Annotated in this window: 13 protein-coding genes; 3 read left to right on the forward strand and 10 right to left on the reverse strand. The window is 59.7% G+C overall.

The features are described from left to right. Positions 1-3: 3 nt before the first annotated feature. From Q1A44_RS18945 to Q1A44_RS18965, 5 genes are all read right to left on the reverse strand, one after another. The gene (locus Q1A44_RS18945; protein ID WP_299628438.1) at positions 4-1,722 is read right to left on the reverse strand and encodes a nitrate ABC transporter ATP-binding protein; all 1,719 of its coding nucleotides are present in this window, start codon (positions 1,720-1,722) and stop codon (positions 4-6) included. A 5-nt stretch (positions 1,723-1,727) separates the two neighbouring features. Continuing rightward, on the reverse strand, positions 1,728-2,813 hold the full coding sequence (locus Q1A44_RS18950; protein WP_299628440.1) for an ABC transporter permease: 1,086 nt from the start codon (positions 2,811-2,813) through the stop codon (positions 1,728-1,730). A 229-nt stretch (positions 2,814-3,042) separates the two neighbouring features. Continuing rightward, positions 3,043-4,413 (reverse strand): CmpA/NrtA family ABC transporter substrate-binding protein, encoded by a 1,371-nt coding sequence (locus Q1A44_RS18955; protein WP_299628442.1) that lies wholly within the window; start codon positions 4,411-4,413, stop codon positions 3,043-3,045. A 242-nt stretch (positions 4,414-4,655) separates the two neighbouring features. Further along, positions 4,656-5,831: a CmpA/NrtA family ABC transporter substrate-binding protein gene (locus Q1A44_RS18960; RefSeq protein ID WP_299628444.1), complete on the reverse strand. Its 1,176-nt coding sequence runs from the start codon at positions 5,829-5,831 to the stop codon at positions 4,656-4,658. Next, the gene (locus tag Q1A44_RS18965; RefSeq protein ID WP_299628446.1) at positions 5,828-6,412 is read right to left on the reverse strand and encodes an ANTAR domain-containing protein; all 585 of its coding nucleotides are present in this window, start codon (positions 6,410-6,412) and stop codon (positions 5,828-5,830) included. Before Q1A44_RS18965 ends, Q1A44_RS18960 begins: the two co-directional genes overlap by 4 nt. 302 nt (positions 6,413-6,714) lie before the next feature. Between Q1A44_RS18965 and Q1A44_RS18970 the strand changes: the two genes are divergently transcribed. Together Q1A44_RS18970 and Q1A44_RS18975 are read left to right on the forward strand one after the other, a co-directional pair. Beyond that, positions 6,715-9,711 (forward strand): hypothetical protein, encoded by a 2,997-nt coding sequence (locus Q1A44_RS18970; protein WP_299628448.1) that lies wholly within the window; start codon positions 6,715-6,717, stop codon positions 9,709-9,711. 68 nt (positions 9,712-9,779) lie between these two features. Next, positions 9,780-11,126, forward strand: a complete 1,347-nt coding sequence (locus Q1A44_RS18975; protein WP_299628450.1) for an AarF/ABC1/UbiB kinase family protein — start codon at positions 9,780-9,782, stop codon at positions 11,124-11,126. Here Q1A44_RS18975 and iolG read toward each other — a convergent pair. Genes iolG through iolD form a run of 5 tightly spaced genes read right to left on the reverse strand, consistent with a single transcriptional unit; the run spans position 11,123 to position 16,672 of the window. Beyond that, positions 11,123-12,118: an inositol 2-dehydrogenase gene (iolG, locus tag Q1A44_RS18980; RefSeq protein ID WP_299628452.1), complete on the reverse strand. Its 996-nt coding sequence runs from the start codon at positions 12,116-12,118 to the stop codon at positions 11,123-11,125. The genes Q1A44_RS18975 and iolG overlap by 4 nt on opposite strands. Before the next feature lies 1 nt (position 12,119). Beyond that, positions 12,120-12,950, reverse strand: a complete 831-nt coding sequence (locus Q1A44_RS18985; protein ID WP_299628454.1) for a class II fructose-bisphosphate aldolase — start codon at positions 12,948-12,950, stop codon at positions 12,120-12,122. After that, positions 12,947-13,804: a 5-deoxy-glucuronate isomerase gene (locus Q1A44_RS18990; RefSeq protein ID WP_299628456.1), complete on the reverse strand. Its 858-nt coding sequence runs from the start codon at positions 13,802-13,804 to the stop codon at positions 12,947-12,949. Before Q1A44_RS18990 ends, Q1A44_RS18985 begins: the two co-directional genes overlap by 4 nt. Before the next feature lie 13 nt (positions 13,805-13,817). Then, positions 13,818-14,801, reverse strand: a complete 984-nt coding sequence (gene iolC, locus Q1A44_RS18995) for a 5-dehydro-2-deoxygluconokinase (RefSeq protein ID WP_299628458.1) — start codon at positions 14,799-14,801, stop codon at positions 13,818-13,820. Beyond that, on the reverse strand, positions 14,801-16,672 hold the full coding sequence (gene iolD, locus Q1A44_RS19000; protein ID WP_299628461.1) for a 3D-(3,5/4)-trihydroxycyclohexane-1,2-dione acylhydrolase (decyclizing): 1,872 nt from the start codon (positions 16,670-16,672) through the stop codon (positions 14,801-14,803). Before iolD ends, iolC begins: the two co-directional genes overlap by 1 nt. Positions 16,673-16,793: 121 nt before the next feature. On the opposite strand from iolD, the gene Q1A44_RS19005 reads away from it, so the two are divergent. After that, positions 16,794-17,897, forward strand: coding sequence for a Gfo/Idh/MocA family oxidoreductase (locus Q1A44_RS19005; RefSeq protein WP_299628463.1), 1,104 nt, complete (start codon positions 16,794-16,796; stop codon positions 17,895-17,897). The last annotated feature ends 9 nt before the right edge of the window (positions 17,898-17,906 follow it).

Raw genomic sequence — 17,906 nt, forward strand, 5'->3', positions numbered from 1 at the left:
AGGTCACTCCGCCGCGATGGTTTCAGGGGCGGCACTGGGGCCGTCCTGGGTTTCGGATGTCGGGGTTTGGGGTGTTTTGGGTTTTGCCCCGTGCTCATATTCCTCAAGGAAATCAAGCACGTCCTGACGGTAGGCATAATAATCGGGATGCTCCAGCAATGCCTTGCGGGTGCGCGGGCGCGGTAGATCCACATCGACGATCTTACCGATGGTTGCCTGCGGACCATTTGTCATCATGACCACGCGGTCCGCCAAAAGGATCGCTTCGTCCACGTCATGGGTGACGCAAATGGCGGTGACCTTGGTGCGGCTCCACACCTCCATCAGGACCTCTTGCAACTCCCACCGGGTCAAGCTGTCGAGCATCCCAAAGGGCTCGTCCAGCAGCAAAAGCTTGGGCGACAAAGCAAAAGCGCGCGCGATGCCCACCCGCTGCTTCATCCCGTTGGAGAGGCTTGCCGCCCCCTTGTCCATTGCATCAGCCAGGCCAACACGTTCGAGGTAGTATTCGACCACGTCTTGCCGCTCGGCCCGGCTTGCACGCGGGTAGACCTTATCAACGCCAATGGCCACGTTCTCCTTGGCGGTGAGCCAGGGGAATAGATTTGGTGATTGGAACACCACGGCCCGTTCAGGGTCAGCCCCCTCGACATGCCGCCCATCCAGCTTGATCGCCCCCTTGGAAATCTCGTTCAACCCTGCGGCCATCGTCAAAACCGTCGACTTGCCGCACCCCGAATGACCAATCAGCGAAATGAACTCGCCTTTGTTGATCTTCAGATCAAAATCTTCGACCACGGTCAGGGGCCCCTTGGGCGTCGGATACACTTTGTGGAGCATGGAAAAGTCGAGGAAGCGGTTCTCGATCATCCCCTTCTGGGCGTCGGCCACAACTGACGGCACACCGTGGATCGGGGTCACATCCGGCAACTGGCGGGTGCCCTCCACCTTGGCTTCGATGCCCACATCCATCAGGTATTTGGTCACATCGGCCCGCAACCGCTTGAACGCGTCATTGTTGTTCATTTCGATGCGATCACGGGGACGAGGGATGGTCACCTTGAACTCTTCGCCCAAGGTGCCGTCGGGGTTCAACGCAATGATGCGGTCGGCGAGAATGATGGCCTCGTCCACGTCATTGGTGATGAGCACACAGGTCTTTTTGTCGGCGTCCCAAATGCTCTCGATCTCATCTGCCAGATTGGCGCGGGTCAGGGCGTCCAGAGCCGACAAAGGTTCGTCCAGCAGCAAAACCTCCGGGTTCATCGCAAGGGCCCGGGCCACATTGACCCGCTGGCGCATTCCGCCCGACAACTCGGCAGGCCGGCGGGTGGCGGCATGAGACAAGCCAACCATACCTACATAATGGGCGACCTTTTCGGCGCGCTCGGCCTTTGACAGCTTGGGGAACACCGTATCGACGGCCAGCCCCACATTCCCTTGCACAGTCAGCCACGGCATCAATGAATAGCTCTGAAAGATCACGCCACGCTCAGGGCCCGGGCCGACGATCGGCGCGCCCTTGAAGGATGCCGTACCTGTGGTCGGCATATCGAGGCCCGCGAGAAGGTTGATCAGGGTCGTCTTGCCCGTCCCGGAAAAGCCCAGAAGGACAAGGAACTCGCCCTCCTGCACATCAAGGGTGATCCCCTTCAACACATCGGCCCGATGGGTGCCGGTGCCAAAGCTCTTGGAGACATTGTCGAGTTTGAGAAAGCTCATATCAATCACCGATTGTTCGAGAAGGTGAACATGGACTGGATCGCGTACATCAGGCGGTCGAGCAGGAAGCCGATGATACCGATGGTGAACACGGCCACCATGATCTTGGCCAGCGACTGCGACGACCCGTTCTGGAACTCATCCCACACGAATTTGCCCAGGCCCGGGTTCTGCGCCAACATTTCGGCGGCGATCAGAACCATCCAGCCGACACCCAGCGACAGGCGCAACCCGGTAAAGATCAGGGGCAGAGACGAGGGCAAAACCAGCTTGGTAATCTTGGTCCAGGTGTTCATTTTCAGCACCTTGGACACGCTGACCAGATCCTTGTCGATGCTCGCTACACCCAATGCCGTGTTGATCAAAGTGGGCCACAGCGAACAGAGCGTCACGGTGATAGCAGAGGTCAGAAAGGATTTGGCAAAGAACCCGTCAGAGGCATAGGTGGCCGACACGATCATGGTCACGATGGGCAGCCAGGCCAGCGGCGAGACAGGTTTGAAAATCTGGATCAGCGGGTTGATGGCGGCGTTGACAGTCGCGCTCAGGCCCGCGGCAATGCCAAGCGGGATGGCGATGATCGAGGCCAGGAAAAAGCCAAAAAACACCGTTTTCACAGAGGTCCAGATTTGGTCGTAATAAGTGGGTTTGCCGGTATAGACGCGCTCTTTGACCCGGTCCTCCTGACCATCCGCGATCAGCTTGGCGTTTCGCGCGTCCTGGCGTTCGTAAAACGCAACTTCCTTATCGGCCTCGCGCTGGGCGTCTGCGTGCAGGTTGCCGACCTGTTCCCACACCTGTGCGGGTCCGGGGATCGCACCCAGCGACGTTTGCACGGTCGGGGCCAGCGTGGACCACGCGGCCAAAAACAGCGCAATCGCCAACAGCGGTACACCCAACAAACGCCAAATCTCGCGGCCCTGGGCCTTTGGGTTGTCGCCTGCTGCGGCCTTGAGGATGGGGGTCAACCACGCCAGACCCAGCACCTGAAACCACTTGTCGGCGGTGTTGATGCGGGTAAAGACGCGCTGGCGGCGCGCTTCACGCTCTTCGGCAGTGCTGTCCAGTTCCGAGGGGTCGATGGCGGTCATGTCAGGTCTCTCCTGGCTCGGGTGCGGGCGCGGTATTTGCGCCCCGAGTGTTCGGTTTTTGGCCTTTGGCCGTGGCGTCGGCGCAGTTTCAATGCACCGGTTGCGTTCATCGCGGACGTTTGAACTCGAGGTCGTTTGTGTGCGGCTTCAGCGATGAGGTTTTAGGCAGTTGAGGGTGGTGCTGGCGGATCATGCTGTGATGCAGCGCGATCCGCCGGTGTCCTGGTGATTAGCCTTGGACTTCATTGCCCACGACCGTCTGGTCGCCTTTCAGGCCGATGGGCAGGCTGTCGATATAGGCGTTGGGGGCTGTGCCGTCATAACCGATGCCGTCAATGATATCGGCGGCAGGGGTCGGTGCCTTGAAGCCGTCGCTGTCCCAAGGGAAGTCGGCTTCATTGGCCAAGCCCTCGTCTACCAACAGGCGGGCAGCAGCCAGATAAATCTCGGGCTTATAGACCTCTTTGGCCATGTCCACATACCAGCTGTCAGGCTTGGCCTCGGCAATCTGGCCCCAACGGCGCATCTGGGTCAGGTACCAGATCGCGTCCGAATAGAACGGGTAGGTTGCGTTGTAACGGAAAAACACGTTGAAGTCTGGCGCAGGGCGGCGGTCGCCCTTCTCAAACTCAAAGAAACCAGTCATCGAGTTGGCGATCACGTCATAGTCAGCCCCGACATATTCCGAGCGGCTGAGGATTTCGACTGCTTCGGGACGGTTGGCGTTCTCGTTCTCGTCAAGCCAGATCGCGGCACGGATCAGCGCCTTCGTCAGCGCCAGCGTTGTATTGGGGTTTTCCTCGGCGAACTCGGCCGTGATGCCAAAGACCTTCTCGGGGTTGTTCTTCCACATGTCATAGTCGGTGATGACCGGCACGCCGATGCCTTTGAACACCGCTTGCTGGTTCCACGGCTCACCAACCGCATAGCCAAAAATGGTGCCTGCTTCCATTGTGGCAGGCATTTGCGGGGGTGGGGTCACGCTCAGCAGTACATCGGCACCGATCTGACCGCTGATATTTTCGGGGCTGTAATAGCCCGGTTGCAAGCCGCCTGCGGCCAGCCAGTAGCGCAGTTCATAGTTGTGGGTCGAGACGGGGAAAACCATGCCCATGTTGAACGGAATGCCCTGATCTTTGTAATCCTCGACAACCGGCGCAAGGGAGGCGGCGCTGATTGGATGCTGTGGGCGGCCATCGTCCATCAAGGGCACGTGGGGCTTCATTTCCTCCCAAATCTCATTGGAAACGGTGATGCCGTTGCCGTTCAGATCCATGGAGAACGGCGTGATGATATGCGCCTCGGTGCCGTAACCGATTGTGGCAGCCAAAGGTTGGCCTGCCAGCATGTGGGCGCCGTCCAATTGGCCGTCGATTACACCGTCCAGCAGCACTTTCCAGTTGGCTTGTGCCTCCAGCGTGACGAACAGGCCCTCGTCCTCAAAGTACCCGTTTTCATAGGCGATGGCGAGCGGGGCCATGTCGGTCAGCTTGATAAAGCCGAACTTCAGTTCGTCTTTTTCCAAATCGAGAGATTCGGCCATGGCGGTGGTGCCCATGAGGCTGGCCATGACGGTGGCGGCGGTCAGAAGTCGTTGCATGAGGCAGGTTCCTTTCGGATGCGTTAAACAAAAAAAGCCGCTCGAGCCGGGCGCACGGGAGGAGTGCGGAGACCGGGTCGAGCGGCTTTGCTCTTGAAGTAAAACCCCATGCGCTGGGGTCGGCAGAAGCTTCGATGCTTCGTTGGGAATGACACTAGCTGAGGATCGGCACTGCTCAAGGATTGTGGTGTGGTTGCTGTCGAAAAAATGCCGCAATGCAGAAACTGCCTAATTTTGCGCCATTAAAGCGGCCCGAAATCAAAGGTTCTGCCATCAAAATAAGCGTCCGGTCCAAGAATCATCTCGCCGCGTGTCGAGGCGACGGCAGTAGGGTGGGCCAGTGCGCCTTCGACTTTGGCCGAGGCGCCCGGCATATCCGCGTCGCTGGTCGCGAGGTGTCGGCGGTAAAGATCGGGGCGCAGACAATCGGCGGCGGTTTGCACGGTGCGCGCCTCATCAAGGCCCGCGAGGCGGCTGATCTGCGCACCGATCCAAGCACCTTGGCTGCGCCAGGGGAAGTTTGTGGCCCCTTGATGGAACTTCAGGAAGTTCGGGATGTGGACCGGCGCGTCACCATGCCGACACAGGATGTGCCCGGTCAGGGCAGGGTCAATGGCATGGTCCGGCAAGTCGAGATGTTCGCTGCGTGCCAGGATTTCACTGGCCAAAGGCTGGTTCTCGGCCTGGCCTAGCCAGCGCGCGGCCCGGTAGACCGCGCGCAACAACACACCACAAGCCTCGTCATTCTCGGCGGCCCAGTCACGGCGCATCCCCAGCACCTTTTCTGGGGCATGTGCCCATATAGATGCGCCGGGCAAGATCAGTTCGGCCTGTTCCGTGCTGACTGCAACCGTGCCCCAAGGCTCGCCCACGCAGAACAGATCCAGATCGCCGCGCGCCACTGCATCGGCCATCAGCGGTGGCGGGGTCGTCACAATCGAAATCAGGTCAGACCGTGCGCCTTGGGCACCTTCAACCAGATACTCAAACAACAACCTGTGCATGGAATAGGGAAAGGGCACGCCCACGCGCAAAGGCTGATCGCGGCATGCCAGCAGGCATTCGATGGTTGCCCTGGGGTCGGAAAACTGGGGCACCCAACCACGGGCGCGCATATTGTCGCCAATGGCACGTGACACGCCGACAACCGTTCCGTTCGCGGACAGGACCAAAGGCGCGTCGATCTGTACCGGAGGCCCGCTTAGCCCAAGTGACATCGCCACGGGCATGGGCGACAGCATGTGGGCGACGTCGAGATGTTTGAGGGCCAGCAGATCGCGCAGGGCCGCCCAGGACGGTTGGCGCAGCAGGTTCAGCTGGATCCCCTCATCGGCGGCAAAGCCGAGCTCTTTGGCGATAATCAGCGGCGCGCTGTCCACCAAGGGCACATAACCGCAATTCAATGGGCGGCTCATCATTCCAACAGGTCCGCCGCGGTCAAAAGGGCGTGGGCCACGTCGATGACCTTGCGGTTTTGCGACATGGCCGTTTTACGCATCAGCGAATAGGCCTCGTCCTCGGTAATGGCTTTGGCCCGCATTAGAATGCCCTTGGCGCGGTCGATGGTCTTGCGGTCGACGAGGGCCTGTTTGGCGATCTCAAGCTCGCGGCGCATCTGGCTCATCACCTGAAACCGGGCAATGGCCGTGCGCAAGACCGAGCGGATGCGTTCCGGCTCCGGTGCTCCAACAACATAGGCGCTTAGGCCTGCGGTCATGGCGGCGGTTGTCATCTCGTCATCGGATTGATCCACGAACATGGCCACGGGGCGATGCTCGGCCTGGCTCGCGATGCTCACCTGTTCCAGGGCGTCGCGATTGGGATGGGCCAGATCAATCAACACCAGATCGGGATTCAGATCGCCCAGCTTGCGCGCCAGCCCGTGGTCATCCCCAATGACAAAGATGTCGTCCCAGCCGTCATCCTTGAGAGCATCGACAATTTGCAGGGCACGGGCGCGGTCGGCCTCGACAACCGCGATTCTGAGATTGGTGTTCATGGGGATGATGTGTTGCAAACCGGTGGGCTTGGGAAACAACGATGCTGTTATGTAGCAGGGGACGGCGCATACATTTGGCCGAGTTGCCTAATTATCGGGCAAATCGCGATGAAAACGGCATATCCTTGGGCGGTTTTCGGGCGTGCGTCGCATAATTCCCGAGTGGGCAAGAGGTACCCGGGCCAGTGCAGTTGAACCAGAGCACACAGCCTTGACGCGAATACACCCGTTTAGCGGTTAGAAACCTGTTGATCGCGGCAACTTCTGCGTGCAGGGTTCTTGAATAGTCAGAGGAACACATTATGTCGCGCTTTTGGTCAATTGCTTTAAGTCTTTTCATTTCATTGGGCGGAGGGCTGACAGCTCAGGCTCAAAACGTCGATGTGGCACTGCCCCTGCCGTCCGAGTTGCCGCTTCTGGATTATCAGTCGGTCCTATATCCCTACATCGCCAATCGCGATTATGCCAAGGCCGGTTGGGTCCGCGACAAAAGCTGGCGCGATACGGGCCCCTTCGTTCTGGACACCAGCTATGGCACGCACCCCGCTGTACGGATTTACTATTCCCCCGAAGTAATCACCTGGCTCGAAGGGGGCCGAACAGGCACCATTCCCAGTGGCGCGATGGTGGTCAAGGAAATGGTGTCGCCCCCCTCCGCGCGCTATAACGAATATCGCGATATGCTGACCTACATGCATCCTGATGACCCCGCCAAGGTCGAAGAGATGATGCTGGATTACCTGCGCAAGGATGGCGGATTGAACTGGACCGTTATGGTCAAGGACGAAACGATTTCCCATGGTGGCTGGTTCTTTGCCTCTGTCGGCCAGAAGGCCACCATTGATACGTTTGACGCCCCGTTCACGCCCCCAAGCGGGTCAGCGGGTGACGGGATGTGCATGCGCTGCCACGCCTCTGCCGCCGAAGAGTTGATCTTTTCCAGCCTCGACAATATCGAAGGCTATCCCGGTGAGCCCCTGATTTTCCGTGTCGACGAAAGCTGGCGTGATCTGGATACCTTTCCGCCCGGTCCCTTTAACCTGCCTGCCGTGCAGCGCCCCGCCATGGGCGAAAGCGAGGCGCAGTTGATCGAGGATTATTTCCACAATGAAGGGGCGTTGCAGGCATCCAACGCCAAGGCGACCGCATCGCCCACGATGATCAACCCCACCTTTGCCGCGATGTTCCCGCCCACGGACGGGATTTTCGTACGCCCCGGCGACGTACAGACCTTGCCCAGCGAATGGTTGGATCACGTGCCTGCGCGCCCCAACGATACCCAGCATTTCCTGACCTCGGACAACTGTATTGGCTGCCACGGTGGCCTTGGTGGCCCACCCTCGGGCACTACCATGTTCCTGCAGACCGGTCCGCAATATGGCGATGGCTACAACATCTCGGAATATGGCGAGTGGCGCTGGTCCCCCATGGGGCTGGCGGGGCGCGACCCGATATTCTATGCGCAGCTGGAAAGCGAATTTGCCCTGCTTGAAGCGGCCGGGTCTGGTGATCTTTCGTCGAACCTGGGCACCACGTGCCTGTCGTGCCACGGTGCGATGGGCCAGCGCCAGCTTGAGATTGACGCGCACAACAATCCCGACCTGGGCCTCGATGCCAATGATTTCAAAGTGGCTTACACGCTGCTGCACGATCCTCTGACCGAGGCAGAGAAGGCCGCTCAGGAGGCCGATGGCACCTATCCTTATCACGAATACGGCAACCTCGCTCGCGAGGGGATTTCCTGTGCCGTGTGTCACCACATCGCGCCGCCGGAACGTGCGGCGGGCCAGCCGGAGTATAACAAGCTGGACACGTATCTGATGAACGGGACCACCGGTGTGTTCCGTATGACCCAAGCGGACGAATTGATTGGTCCCTACAATGACGTGCGCGTGAAACCGATGCAGAATGCGATGGGCATCACGCCTGTCGGCAATGACTACATCAAAGATAGCGAGCTTTGCGGCGCTTGCCACACCATCAATCTGCCAAATGTGGATGCACCAACGGATCAGCCCCTACCGGGCTATACCGCAGCGGATCAGGACGTGTTTAACCAGTCTGCACTGAATGCCGCGGAACTTCTCTTTGAGGAATATGGTGTGACCTTCCGCGGGCCCTTGACCGAATTTCAACACTCGGTCGAACAGGCGACATATATCGAATGGGTCAACAGTATCTATAGTGAGGATGCAACCGGGCAGTCCTGCCAGGATTGCCATATGAAAAACAGCTTTCAAGCGGTCGATGGCAGCCTTTCTGTCCCTGCCATCACGACCCAGATCGCATCGATTCAGGATGCGAATTTGTCAGAGGTGGAAAACCTGCTGCCTGTCGAGGACGTCGACGTGCCCTTCCGCGAGGATTACGCGCGCCACAACTTTGTCGGCCTCAACGCCTACATGATCGAGATGATCCGCCAATTCAGCGCTGAGATGGGGATGAGCCGGACCGATCCTATGACCTATGCCACGAATGGGGCGCAACTGGCCCTGGATACGATCGAATTACAGGCCCGTCACGAGACAACAGATGTGACCGTTGATCTGTCGGCGGGCTATGGCGGTGTCGTGGCCAAGGTTGGCGTGACCAACAAAACAGGGCACCGCTTGCCGTCGGGTGTCGGATTCCGCCGTGCTTTTCTTGAGGTCAAGGCCGTGGACAAGACAGGAGACACCGTCTGGTGTTCGGGCTGCACCAATGCGGCAGGCGTGATCGTGGACGCGATGGGCGTTCCGCTGAACACTGAGTTCCTTGATGTGGTGCCACCTGGCGCGGACGAGGCGCTTTATCAGCCGCATTACCGCGTGATCACGGATCAGTCGCAGGTGCAGATATACGAGGAGCTGACACAGAACGCCAAGGGCGAATTCACCTCCAGCTTTGTGCACCGTGTCCACCATCCCAAGGACAATCGCCTGACACCGTTGGGTACGCTGACGCCGGGCTCGGCTGCGTTCAACGAAAAGTTTGGCGACAGCGAAGTCACGGCCGCTTTCATGAAGGCGACGATGCCAGAGGGACTGGCCAAAAGTGATCCTGACTTTGTCCCCGGCAGCGACCAACTGGAGTATCGCATCACCTTGCCCGCTGGTGTGGCCCCCGGTGATGTGACGGTCACCGCGACGCTCTATTCGCAGGCAACGCCGCCCTATTACCTCAAGCAACGGTTCGAGACGGCACCAGATGGCCCCGCCACCCAGCGGCTTTATTACCTCGCCAGCCGCCTCGAGACCAAGGGCACGATCATCGAAAACTGGAAGCTGAAAACCAGCAGCGCGTCAGCGGCCCTGCAATAGGCCACCTGTCTTTGCTAGCAAAGCGTCCTATCTGACCCACTTGGAACCAAGCCAAGCGGGTCAGAGCCATGACAGACGACACCTCGAAGGGACAGGCGCGCCCCGTGCCTGCAAGCCGGATCGCGCGGCTTGGCCGTTTGAGCACAATGACCGCAGGGGTGGCGGGCAACATGGCGGCGCGGGGCCTTGGCCAATTGGGGCAGGGCAAGCGACCCACGATGCGCGACCTGCTGTTGACCCCCGCAAATGTCCGCCGTGTGACCGACCAATTGGCGCAGATGCGCGGAGCTGCCATGAAAGTGGGGCAGTTGGTGTCGATGGACACAGGCGATGTGCTGCCTGCTGAACTGACCGAGATCATGGCGCGCCTGCGTTCGGACGCGCATTTCATGCCGCCCGCGCAATTGAAGAAAGTGCTTAAGGCAGAATGGGGCGAGGGGTGGCTGCGCCGCTTTGACAAATTCGATGTACGCCCGATTGCGGCTGCCTCCATCGGTCAGGTGCACCGCGCGCGGCTCAAGGACGGCACTGATCTGGCGATCAAGGTGCAATATCCGGGTGTGGCCCGGAGCATCGACAGTGACGTTTCGAATGTGGGCGCGCTGGTTCGCATGTCGGGGCTTTTGCCGCGCGGGTTCGACTTGGCACCCTATCTGGAAGAGGCGCGCAAACAATTGCATGAAGAGACGGATTATCTGCGTGAGGCGCGGTATTTGACACAATTTCGCCTGCTGTTGGCGGGGGATGACCGATTTGGCCTGCCACAGGTCCGCGATGATTTGACGACGCCCGACATTCTGTCGATGACCTATGTTCCCGGCGCGCCGATAGAGGATGTGGCGGAGTTGCCGCAAGAAACGCGGGATCACGTGGCGCGCAGCCTCATTGATTTGCTGCTGCGCGAGCTTTTTGAATTTGGCGTGATGCAGACCGATCCAAATTTTGCAAATTACCGCTATGACCCTGAAACTGGGCGGATTGTGTTGCTGGATTTCGGCGCGACGCGGCAAATTGATCCCGGTGTTGTTGCGCTTTACAGCAGACTATTTTCCGCCGGGATGGCGCAGGACCAAGGGGCTTATGCCGATATCTTGATGGAATTGGGCGTGCTGGCGCCGGATACTGACACGGCGCATCGCGACCAAATTTTGAAGATGATGGAAATGGGCTTTGCCGATTTGCGCGGTGCGCCGACCTATGACTTTGCTGCGACCGATGTGCCACGGCAGATGCAGGTCAAAGGGATGGCGTTGGCCGAAGATGGGTTCGTCCCGCCGCCTTTGCCCATCGACGTGCTGTTTTTACAGCGCAAATTCGGCGGAGTGTTTCTCTTGGCCGCCAAGCTGCGGGCGAGGGTGCCTGTGGCCGAGATGTTGCAAAGCTATTTGACGAACCGCACAGACTGCGTGGCCTAGCCCGCCGCCACCGCCACCGGCAGCCCGGTTTCCAACGATTGCGCCGCCGCATCGGCCAGCATTTGCGCCTTGAGCCCGTCGACGATGCCCGGCGTCATCGCTGTTCCCTTCGCAATAGTCTGCGCGAATTGCGCCAGTTCGATCCGATAGGCCTGGGCATAGCGTTCAAGGAAAAAGTGTTGGGTGGGGGCCGTACGGAACCCCGCCGCGTTGGCGACTTCGACAGTATGTTCCATCATGTTGCCCGCGCGCAGCATGCCGCCAGACCCGTGCACCTCGACCCGCTGGTCATAGCCATAGGCGGCGCGGCGCGAGTTCGTGATCTGGCAGATGGCACCGCTGGCTGTGGTCAACGTCACGGCGGCTGTGTCCACGTCACCGACGGCCCCGATGGCCGGATCAACCAACGCGGAGCCTACAGCGAACACCTGAACCGGGTCCTCGCCCAGCAGGAACCGCGCCATATCAAAATCATGGATCATCATGTCGCGGAAAATCCCGCCAGAGCGTTCGATATAGCTGACCGGTGGGGGGGCTGGGTCACGCGACAGGATCGTGACCAACTCGACGGTGCCAATCTCTCCCTCCGCCAGCCGCGCCTGCAAGCTGGCAAAGTTTGGATCAAAGCGGCGGTTAAAGGCCGTCAGAAATGGCACGCCGGTGTCCTCGACCACCTTGATGCAATTGCGGATGCGATCGGCTGACATGTCCACCGGCTTTTCGCAAAAAATCGCTTTGCCCGCGCGGGCAGCTGCGTGGATCAGGCCATAGTGCGTGTCGGTGGGGGTGGCGATAATGATTGCATCGACGTCCGCACTTGTGATGACAGCATCCGCATCCATCACCTTCGCACCGCTTTTATCGGCCAGCGCTTGCGCTGCCTCGGGGAATGCGTCGGCCACAGCGGTCAACGCGACGCCGTCCAGATGCGCGATAGAGGCGGCGTGGACCTGTCCGATGCGGCCACAACCCAAAAGCCCGATCTTCAGCATGTTATTCTCCCTTGAAAGCGGACAGGACGCGACGTGTTGCGGTAACGAGAGGGTCGTGGGTTTCCTTGAGGATGCCGACCCGATCAAAGCGGGCAGGGTCGGCGTTGACGGCCTCCCGAAGTGCTGCCCCGAAGGCCATGCGCAGCTCCGTCCCGATGTTGAACTTGCAGATGCTGCTTGTGCGCGCCAGTGACGTGCGCTGCGCCATCGGCACGCCTGAGCCACCGTGGATCACCAGCGGCACGTCTGTCACCGCCTCGATTGCGCGGATGCGCGGCTCATCAAGCCCGCCTTCCTTGTCTTCTTGCAGATGCACGTTGCCGACAGAGATGGCCATAGCGTCTACGCCCGTTTCTGTCGCGAATTGCGCCGCTTCGTCGGGGTCGGTGCCAGCAGAATTCTCGCCGCCTGCATAACCCACAAAACCGATCTCTCCCTCACATGAAATGCCCGCCGCGTGGGCCATTTCGGCAATCGCCGCTGTCTCGTCGATGTTTTGCTGGAGCGGTTTGCGCGACCCATCAAACATGAGCGAGGTGAAGCCTGCATCCAGCGCCTCGCGGCATTCCTCAAACGTATAGCCATGGTCCAGATGCGCGACGACGGGCACCGATGCCCCTTCGGCCAGGTGGCGGTACATCTTGCCCAGGATTGGCAGCGGAGTGTGCGCACGGCAGGACGGTCCAGCCTGCAAGATCACAGGCACGCCTTCCGCCTCGGCGGCGGCCACATAGGCGCGCATATCCTCCCAGCCCAGCGTGACCAGACCCGCCACCGCGTGTCCCTGTTTCAATGCCGGTTGCAGGACCTCCGCAAGGGTTACCAATGTCATTTGAACTTCGCGATCATGTCCTTGATGCCCGGAATGGTCTCCAATTGGGCCGCGTGTGTGGGCTGGAAATACTGCACCAATGAACGTTGGCTGAGGCCGCCCAGAATAGTGAAATAATACATCTCGTAGCCCGGCAGTACCGAACAAGGGTGGTAGCCCTTGTCGAGGACAATCGTGGACCCGTCCATGATGTGATAGGCGTCACCCGGTGCGTTGTCTTCGCGTTGCAGCATCTGCACGCCCGAGCCGTAATTGGGCTTGAACCGGAAATTATAGGTTTCGTCGTGGCGCGTCTCGATGATATTGCCATCGCTGTCCTGGCGGTCGGTGTCGTGCTTGTGGCTTGGAAAGCCGGACCAGCCACCTTGGCCAACCGTAAACAGCTCGGACACGAGCAGGCGGCCGACCTTATCGTGATACTTTGTGCCCAGGATGTGTTTGATCTTGCGGTGGGTTTTGGTGTCGTCGGACCCGTATTGCACCTTGTCCAGCTCGGCCACGCGCACGTCAAACGGCTCTAGCACCTTGTCGTATTTGGCGCCCGCGATGAAGGTTTCCGTCTCATCCGTGGTGCAGACCATCGTAACCTTGGCCCCGACAGGCACATATACACCTTCGGGTTCGCCGTCCCAAACATCTTCGGTCCGCTTGCCCAGACTGGCGAACTTCACCCCTTCGACCTCGACGTCCACGGTGCCCGTGGCTGGCACGATGCACGTCTCGTAGCCCGGAACCTGGTACTCAAATGCCTCGCCCTTCTTCAACTTGACGATGTTGAAATAGTTCAACGGCACCAGCGCGTCATCCGCGTCCACGATAGGTTTGTTCTGATTGTCATGTGGGGCGATATGCATGGGGTCGGTCCTTTCAAGGTTCCGTGGGGCCGGGATGCGAAGCGAGAAAGGCCTCAAGCTCGGCGGGCGTAGGCATTGCGGGGGCGCAACCAGGCTGGGCCACAACGATCGACGCACAGGCAGAGCCGCGCAAGACCGCCTCCCGCAGGGGGCGCCTTTCGGCGATGCCTGCGAGCAGGCCCGCCATGAAGCTGTCGCCGGCCCCGTTGGGTTTGAGGGCCGTGACCGGATAGATGCCGGTGCGGATTTCCTGACCGTCGGCAAAAGTCACGGCCCCGCCTTCGCCCATTTTGTAGATGACGATGCGACCCGGTTTGGCGGCCAATTCGCGGGCCTTATCCATGCCTTTTTCAAGGCCACCGGCCATGAACCCGAACTCTTCGTCATTTCCCACGATCAGGTCGGATTGCTCGCCCGCACGCGAGAGCACATCGGCGGCAACCTCGGGCGAGGGCCAGGAATAGGGGCGGTAGTCGATGTCAAATATGACAGGGATGCCCGCAGCGCGTGCATTTTCGAACGCGCGGAAGGTGGAACCGCGTGATGGCTCGGAGGCGAACACAGTGCCTGCGGTAATCAGAGCACCAAAGTCGCTGTAATCGACCCGGTCCACATCATCATCCGTGACCTGAAAGTCCACCGCATTGTTGCGGTAGATGACCAATTGGAAATCGTCGATCACGCTTTCATAGACGGCCAGAGAAATGCGATACTCGCCGCCCAAGGTGCGCAGGTATTGGGTGTCGACGCCGTAATGTTTCAAGCGGTTCACACAGAATCGCCCCACCGCGTCTTCCGATACGGACGTCACCAGCGCAGATGTCGCCCCCAATTTGGACAGGCCTGCGCAAATATTGGCTGAAGAGCCGCCCAGATCAGAGCGGAAGGTTTCCGCCTCTTCGGCTTTGGTGCCGACAGGGTCGGCAAACATGTCCATCCCTGCGCGCCCGAAAACGACAAAGCTGTTCTTGCGGATACCGTCCAGAAGGGCGCTCATCACACGCCCTTTCGCTGTTTGGGCCGCGCAGATTCCCATTCGGCGTGTGCGTCGCGGACGCTCGCGCGCTCTGACACTTCGGGCGTGCCGCACTCCCACCAAGTGTGGCCTTCGGTGGTCCACCCTTCATAGGCGTCGACCTGCATGCAGATCACGGATGTCTTGTCAGCTGCCTTGGCCCGTCTGAACGCTTCGGCCAATTCGGCGGGGTTCGACACGGTTTCCGAGATTGCGCCTTGGGCGCGTGCATGTGTCTCGAAATCGACTGCAAACGGCTCTGGGATCGTGGGGCTATCCGCGATCAAGTTGTTGAAGCTTTCGTTCCCGGTGTTGTTTTGCAACTTGTTGATCACGGCAAAACCACCGTTGTCGAGCACCAGAATGATCAGCTTTTTCTGGCTGAGGACCGAGGAATAGATGTCGGAATTCATCATCATGTAGGATCCGTCACCGATAAAAACGATAGTGTCCTGATCTGGTTCCAGCTCTGCCTGCGCGATGCGGGCACCCCATGCGCCAGAGATTTCATAGCCCATGCAGGAAAAGCCGAATTCTACGTCTACGGTGCCTTGTTCGAGGGTGCGCCAGTTGGCCGTCACTTCGGCGGGAAGGCCCCCGGCGGCGGCCACCACCCGGTCGCGCTTGTCGCAAAGTGCGTTCACGGCTCCGATGGCCATGGCGTAAGAGTTGGGGCGGTTGCCCGGGGCCACATTGTCGGCCACGTAGGCATCCCATTTGGTGCGGTGGTCTTGGGCGGATGCTACCCAGTCTGCGGGGGCTTTGTATCCCGACATCTTATTGGTCAACGCCTCAAGCGTCAGTTTGGCGTCACCCACAACGGGCAGCGACATATGCTTGCCTGCGTCATGGCGGCCCGCGTTGACAGATACAAATCGCGCCTCTTTTGAAAACGCCGTCCATGACCCGGTTGTGAAGTCCTGCAACCGCGTGCCTACGGCGACGATCACATCGGCCTCCGCTGCTATGGCATTGGCGCTGTCCGAGCCGGTGACGCCGATGGGGCCGATGTTCAGCGGATGGGTGGCCAGCATATTGGCGCGTCCTGCAATGGTTTCGACGACCGGGATCTGGTGCACTTCGGCAAAAGTGGTCAATTCAGCGACCGCACGCGAATATTGCACGCCGCCGCCCGCGATGATCATCGGTTTTTGTGCGGTTTTCAGCAAAGCAACCGCATCGGCCACCTCAGCCGCATCGGGTGTCTGGCGGCGGATGCGATGCACCTTTTTCTCGAACCAGATCGCAGGGTAGTCATAGGCCCAGCCCTGCACATCCTGCGGCAAACCGATAAAGGCAGGTCCGCAATCGGCCGGATCCAGCATCGTGGCAATGGCATTGGGTAGAGATTGGATGATCTGGGCCGGATGTGTGATCCGGTCCCAGTACCGCACAACGGGCTTGAAGGCGTCGTTCACGCCGAGGGTCGGATCACCGAAATTCTCCATCTGTTGCAAGACGGGATCGGGCAGACGGGTCACATAGGCGTCGCCGCATAGCATCAGCATTGGTAAACGGTTGGCATGGGCCAGGGCCGCGCTGGTCAGCAAGTTCGACGTACCGGGGCCCGCACTTGCGGTGCAAAACATAAACCTCTGGCGCAGCCACTGCTTGGCATAGCCGGCGGCGGCAAAGCCCATGCTTTGTTCGTTCTGACCGCGATAAAGCGGCAGGGCATCGCGCGCATCATAAAGGGCCTCACCCAGACAGGTCACATTCCCATGACCAAAAATGCCAAAGCCGCCGCCGCACAGCCGCCATTCTTGACCATCAATCTCAATGAACTGGTTGGACAACCAGCGAATGATCGCTTGCGCCGTGGTCAGACGGATCGTTTTGTCTGCGATGCTCATGATGGCGGGTCCTTTGGAAAATCTCGGGCCGGGCTGTGTAGGCGCTTGCGAGCGTCCGTTTTCCTAGATACAAGTTTCGCAACCGGTTGCAAAGAAAATTTCACCCAGAGTTGGACGGCATATGACTGAGATAGGGATTGGCATTCTCGGCGGCGGATATATGGGCAAGGCTCATGCCGTGGCGATGGCCTCCGTAGGGGCCGTGTTCAACACGGCGCTGCGCCCGCGCCTTGAAATGGTCTGTGCCAGTTCGACAGGTTCGGCGGAACGCTATCGTGCGGCCTATGGCTTTGCCCGCGCGACAGAGGACTGGCAGGTGTTGGTCAATGACCCGGCAGTCGAGGCCATTGTCATTGCTACCCCTCAATCCACACACCGCCCTGTGGCCGAGGCCGCATTTGCCCTGGGCAAGCCGGTGTTTTGCGAAAAGCCGTTGGGCGTTTCGCTTACGGACAGCCGCGCCATGATGGCGGCAGCAGAGGCCAGCGGTTGCGTGAATATGGTCGGGTTTAACTATATCCGCACGCCCGCTAGCCAGTTCGCCCGCCAGCTAATCGCCGCAGGCGAGATTGGCGAAGTCACCTGGTTTCGGGGCGAGCATACCGAGGATTTCTATGCCGACCCAAAGGCCCCCGCCACATGGCGCACCACCGGCATGGCCAATGGCACGATGGGTGATCTGGCGCCGCATATGATCAATGGGGCACTTGCGCTGGTCGGCCCCATCAAAAGCCTGATTGCCGAGGTTGAAACCGTTCACGCAACGCGTCCCGGCGGCACCGTCGACAATGACGACCAGGCACAGATCATGTGCCGGTTCGCCAGTGGCGCGATGGGCCAGATGTTTTTCAGCCGTGTGGCGACGGGCCGAAAAATGGGCTATTCCTATGAAATCAATGGAACAAAAGGGGCGATCCGCTTTGACCAGGAGGATCAGAACGCCCTTTGGCTTTACAAGATGGACGGGGCAGAAGCCACGCGTGGCTTTGCCAAAATTCTGACCGGCCCCGCCCATCCCGACTATGAGCCCTTTTGCCAGGGGCCGGGGCATGGCACCGGTTATCAGGATCAAATCATCATCGAGGCCAAGGATTTCCTGACGGCCATTCACTCCGGGCAATCCGCCTGGCCCACCTTTCGCGACGGGATGCAGGTCAACCAGATTGTGGCCGCCGCCCTCGCATCCTCAGCATCCAAAACCTGGCAGGACGTTTCCACGTTCTAAGACCCCGAA

Origin of the sequence: uncultured Tateyamaria sp. (genome assembly GCF_947503705.1) — a bacterium.
Classification (GTDB): Bacteria; Pseudomonadota; Alphaproteobacteria; order Rhodobacterales; family Rhodobacteraceae; genus Tateyamaria.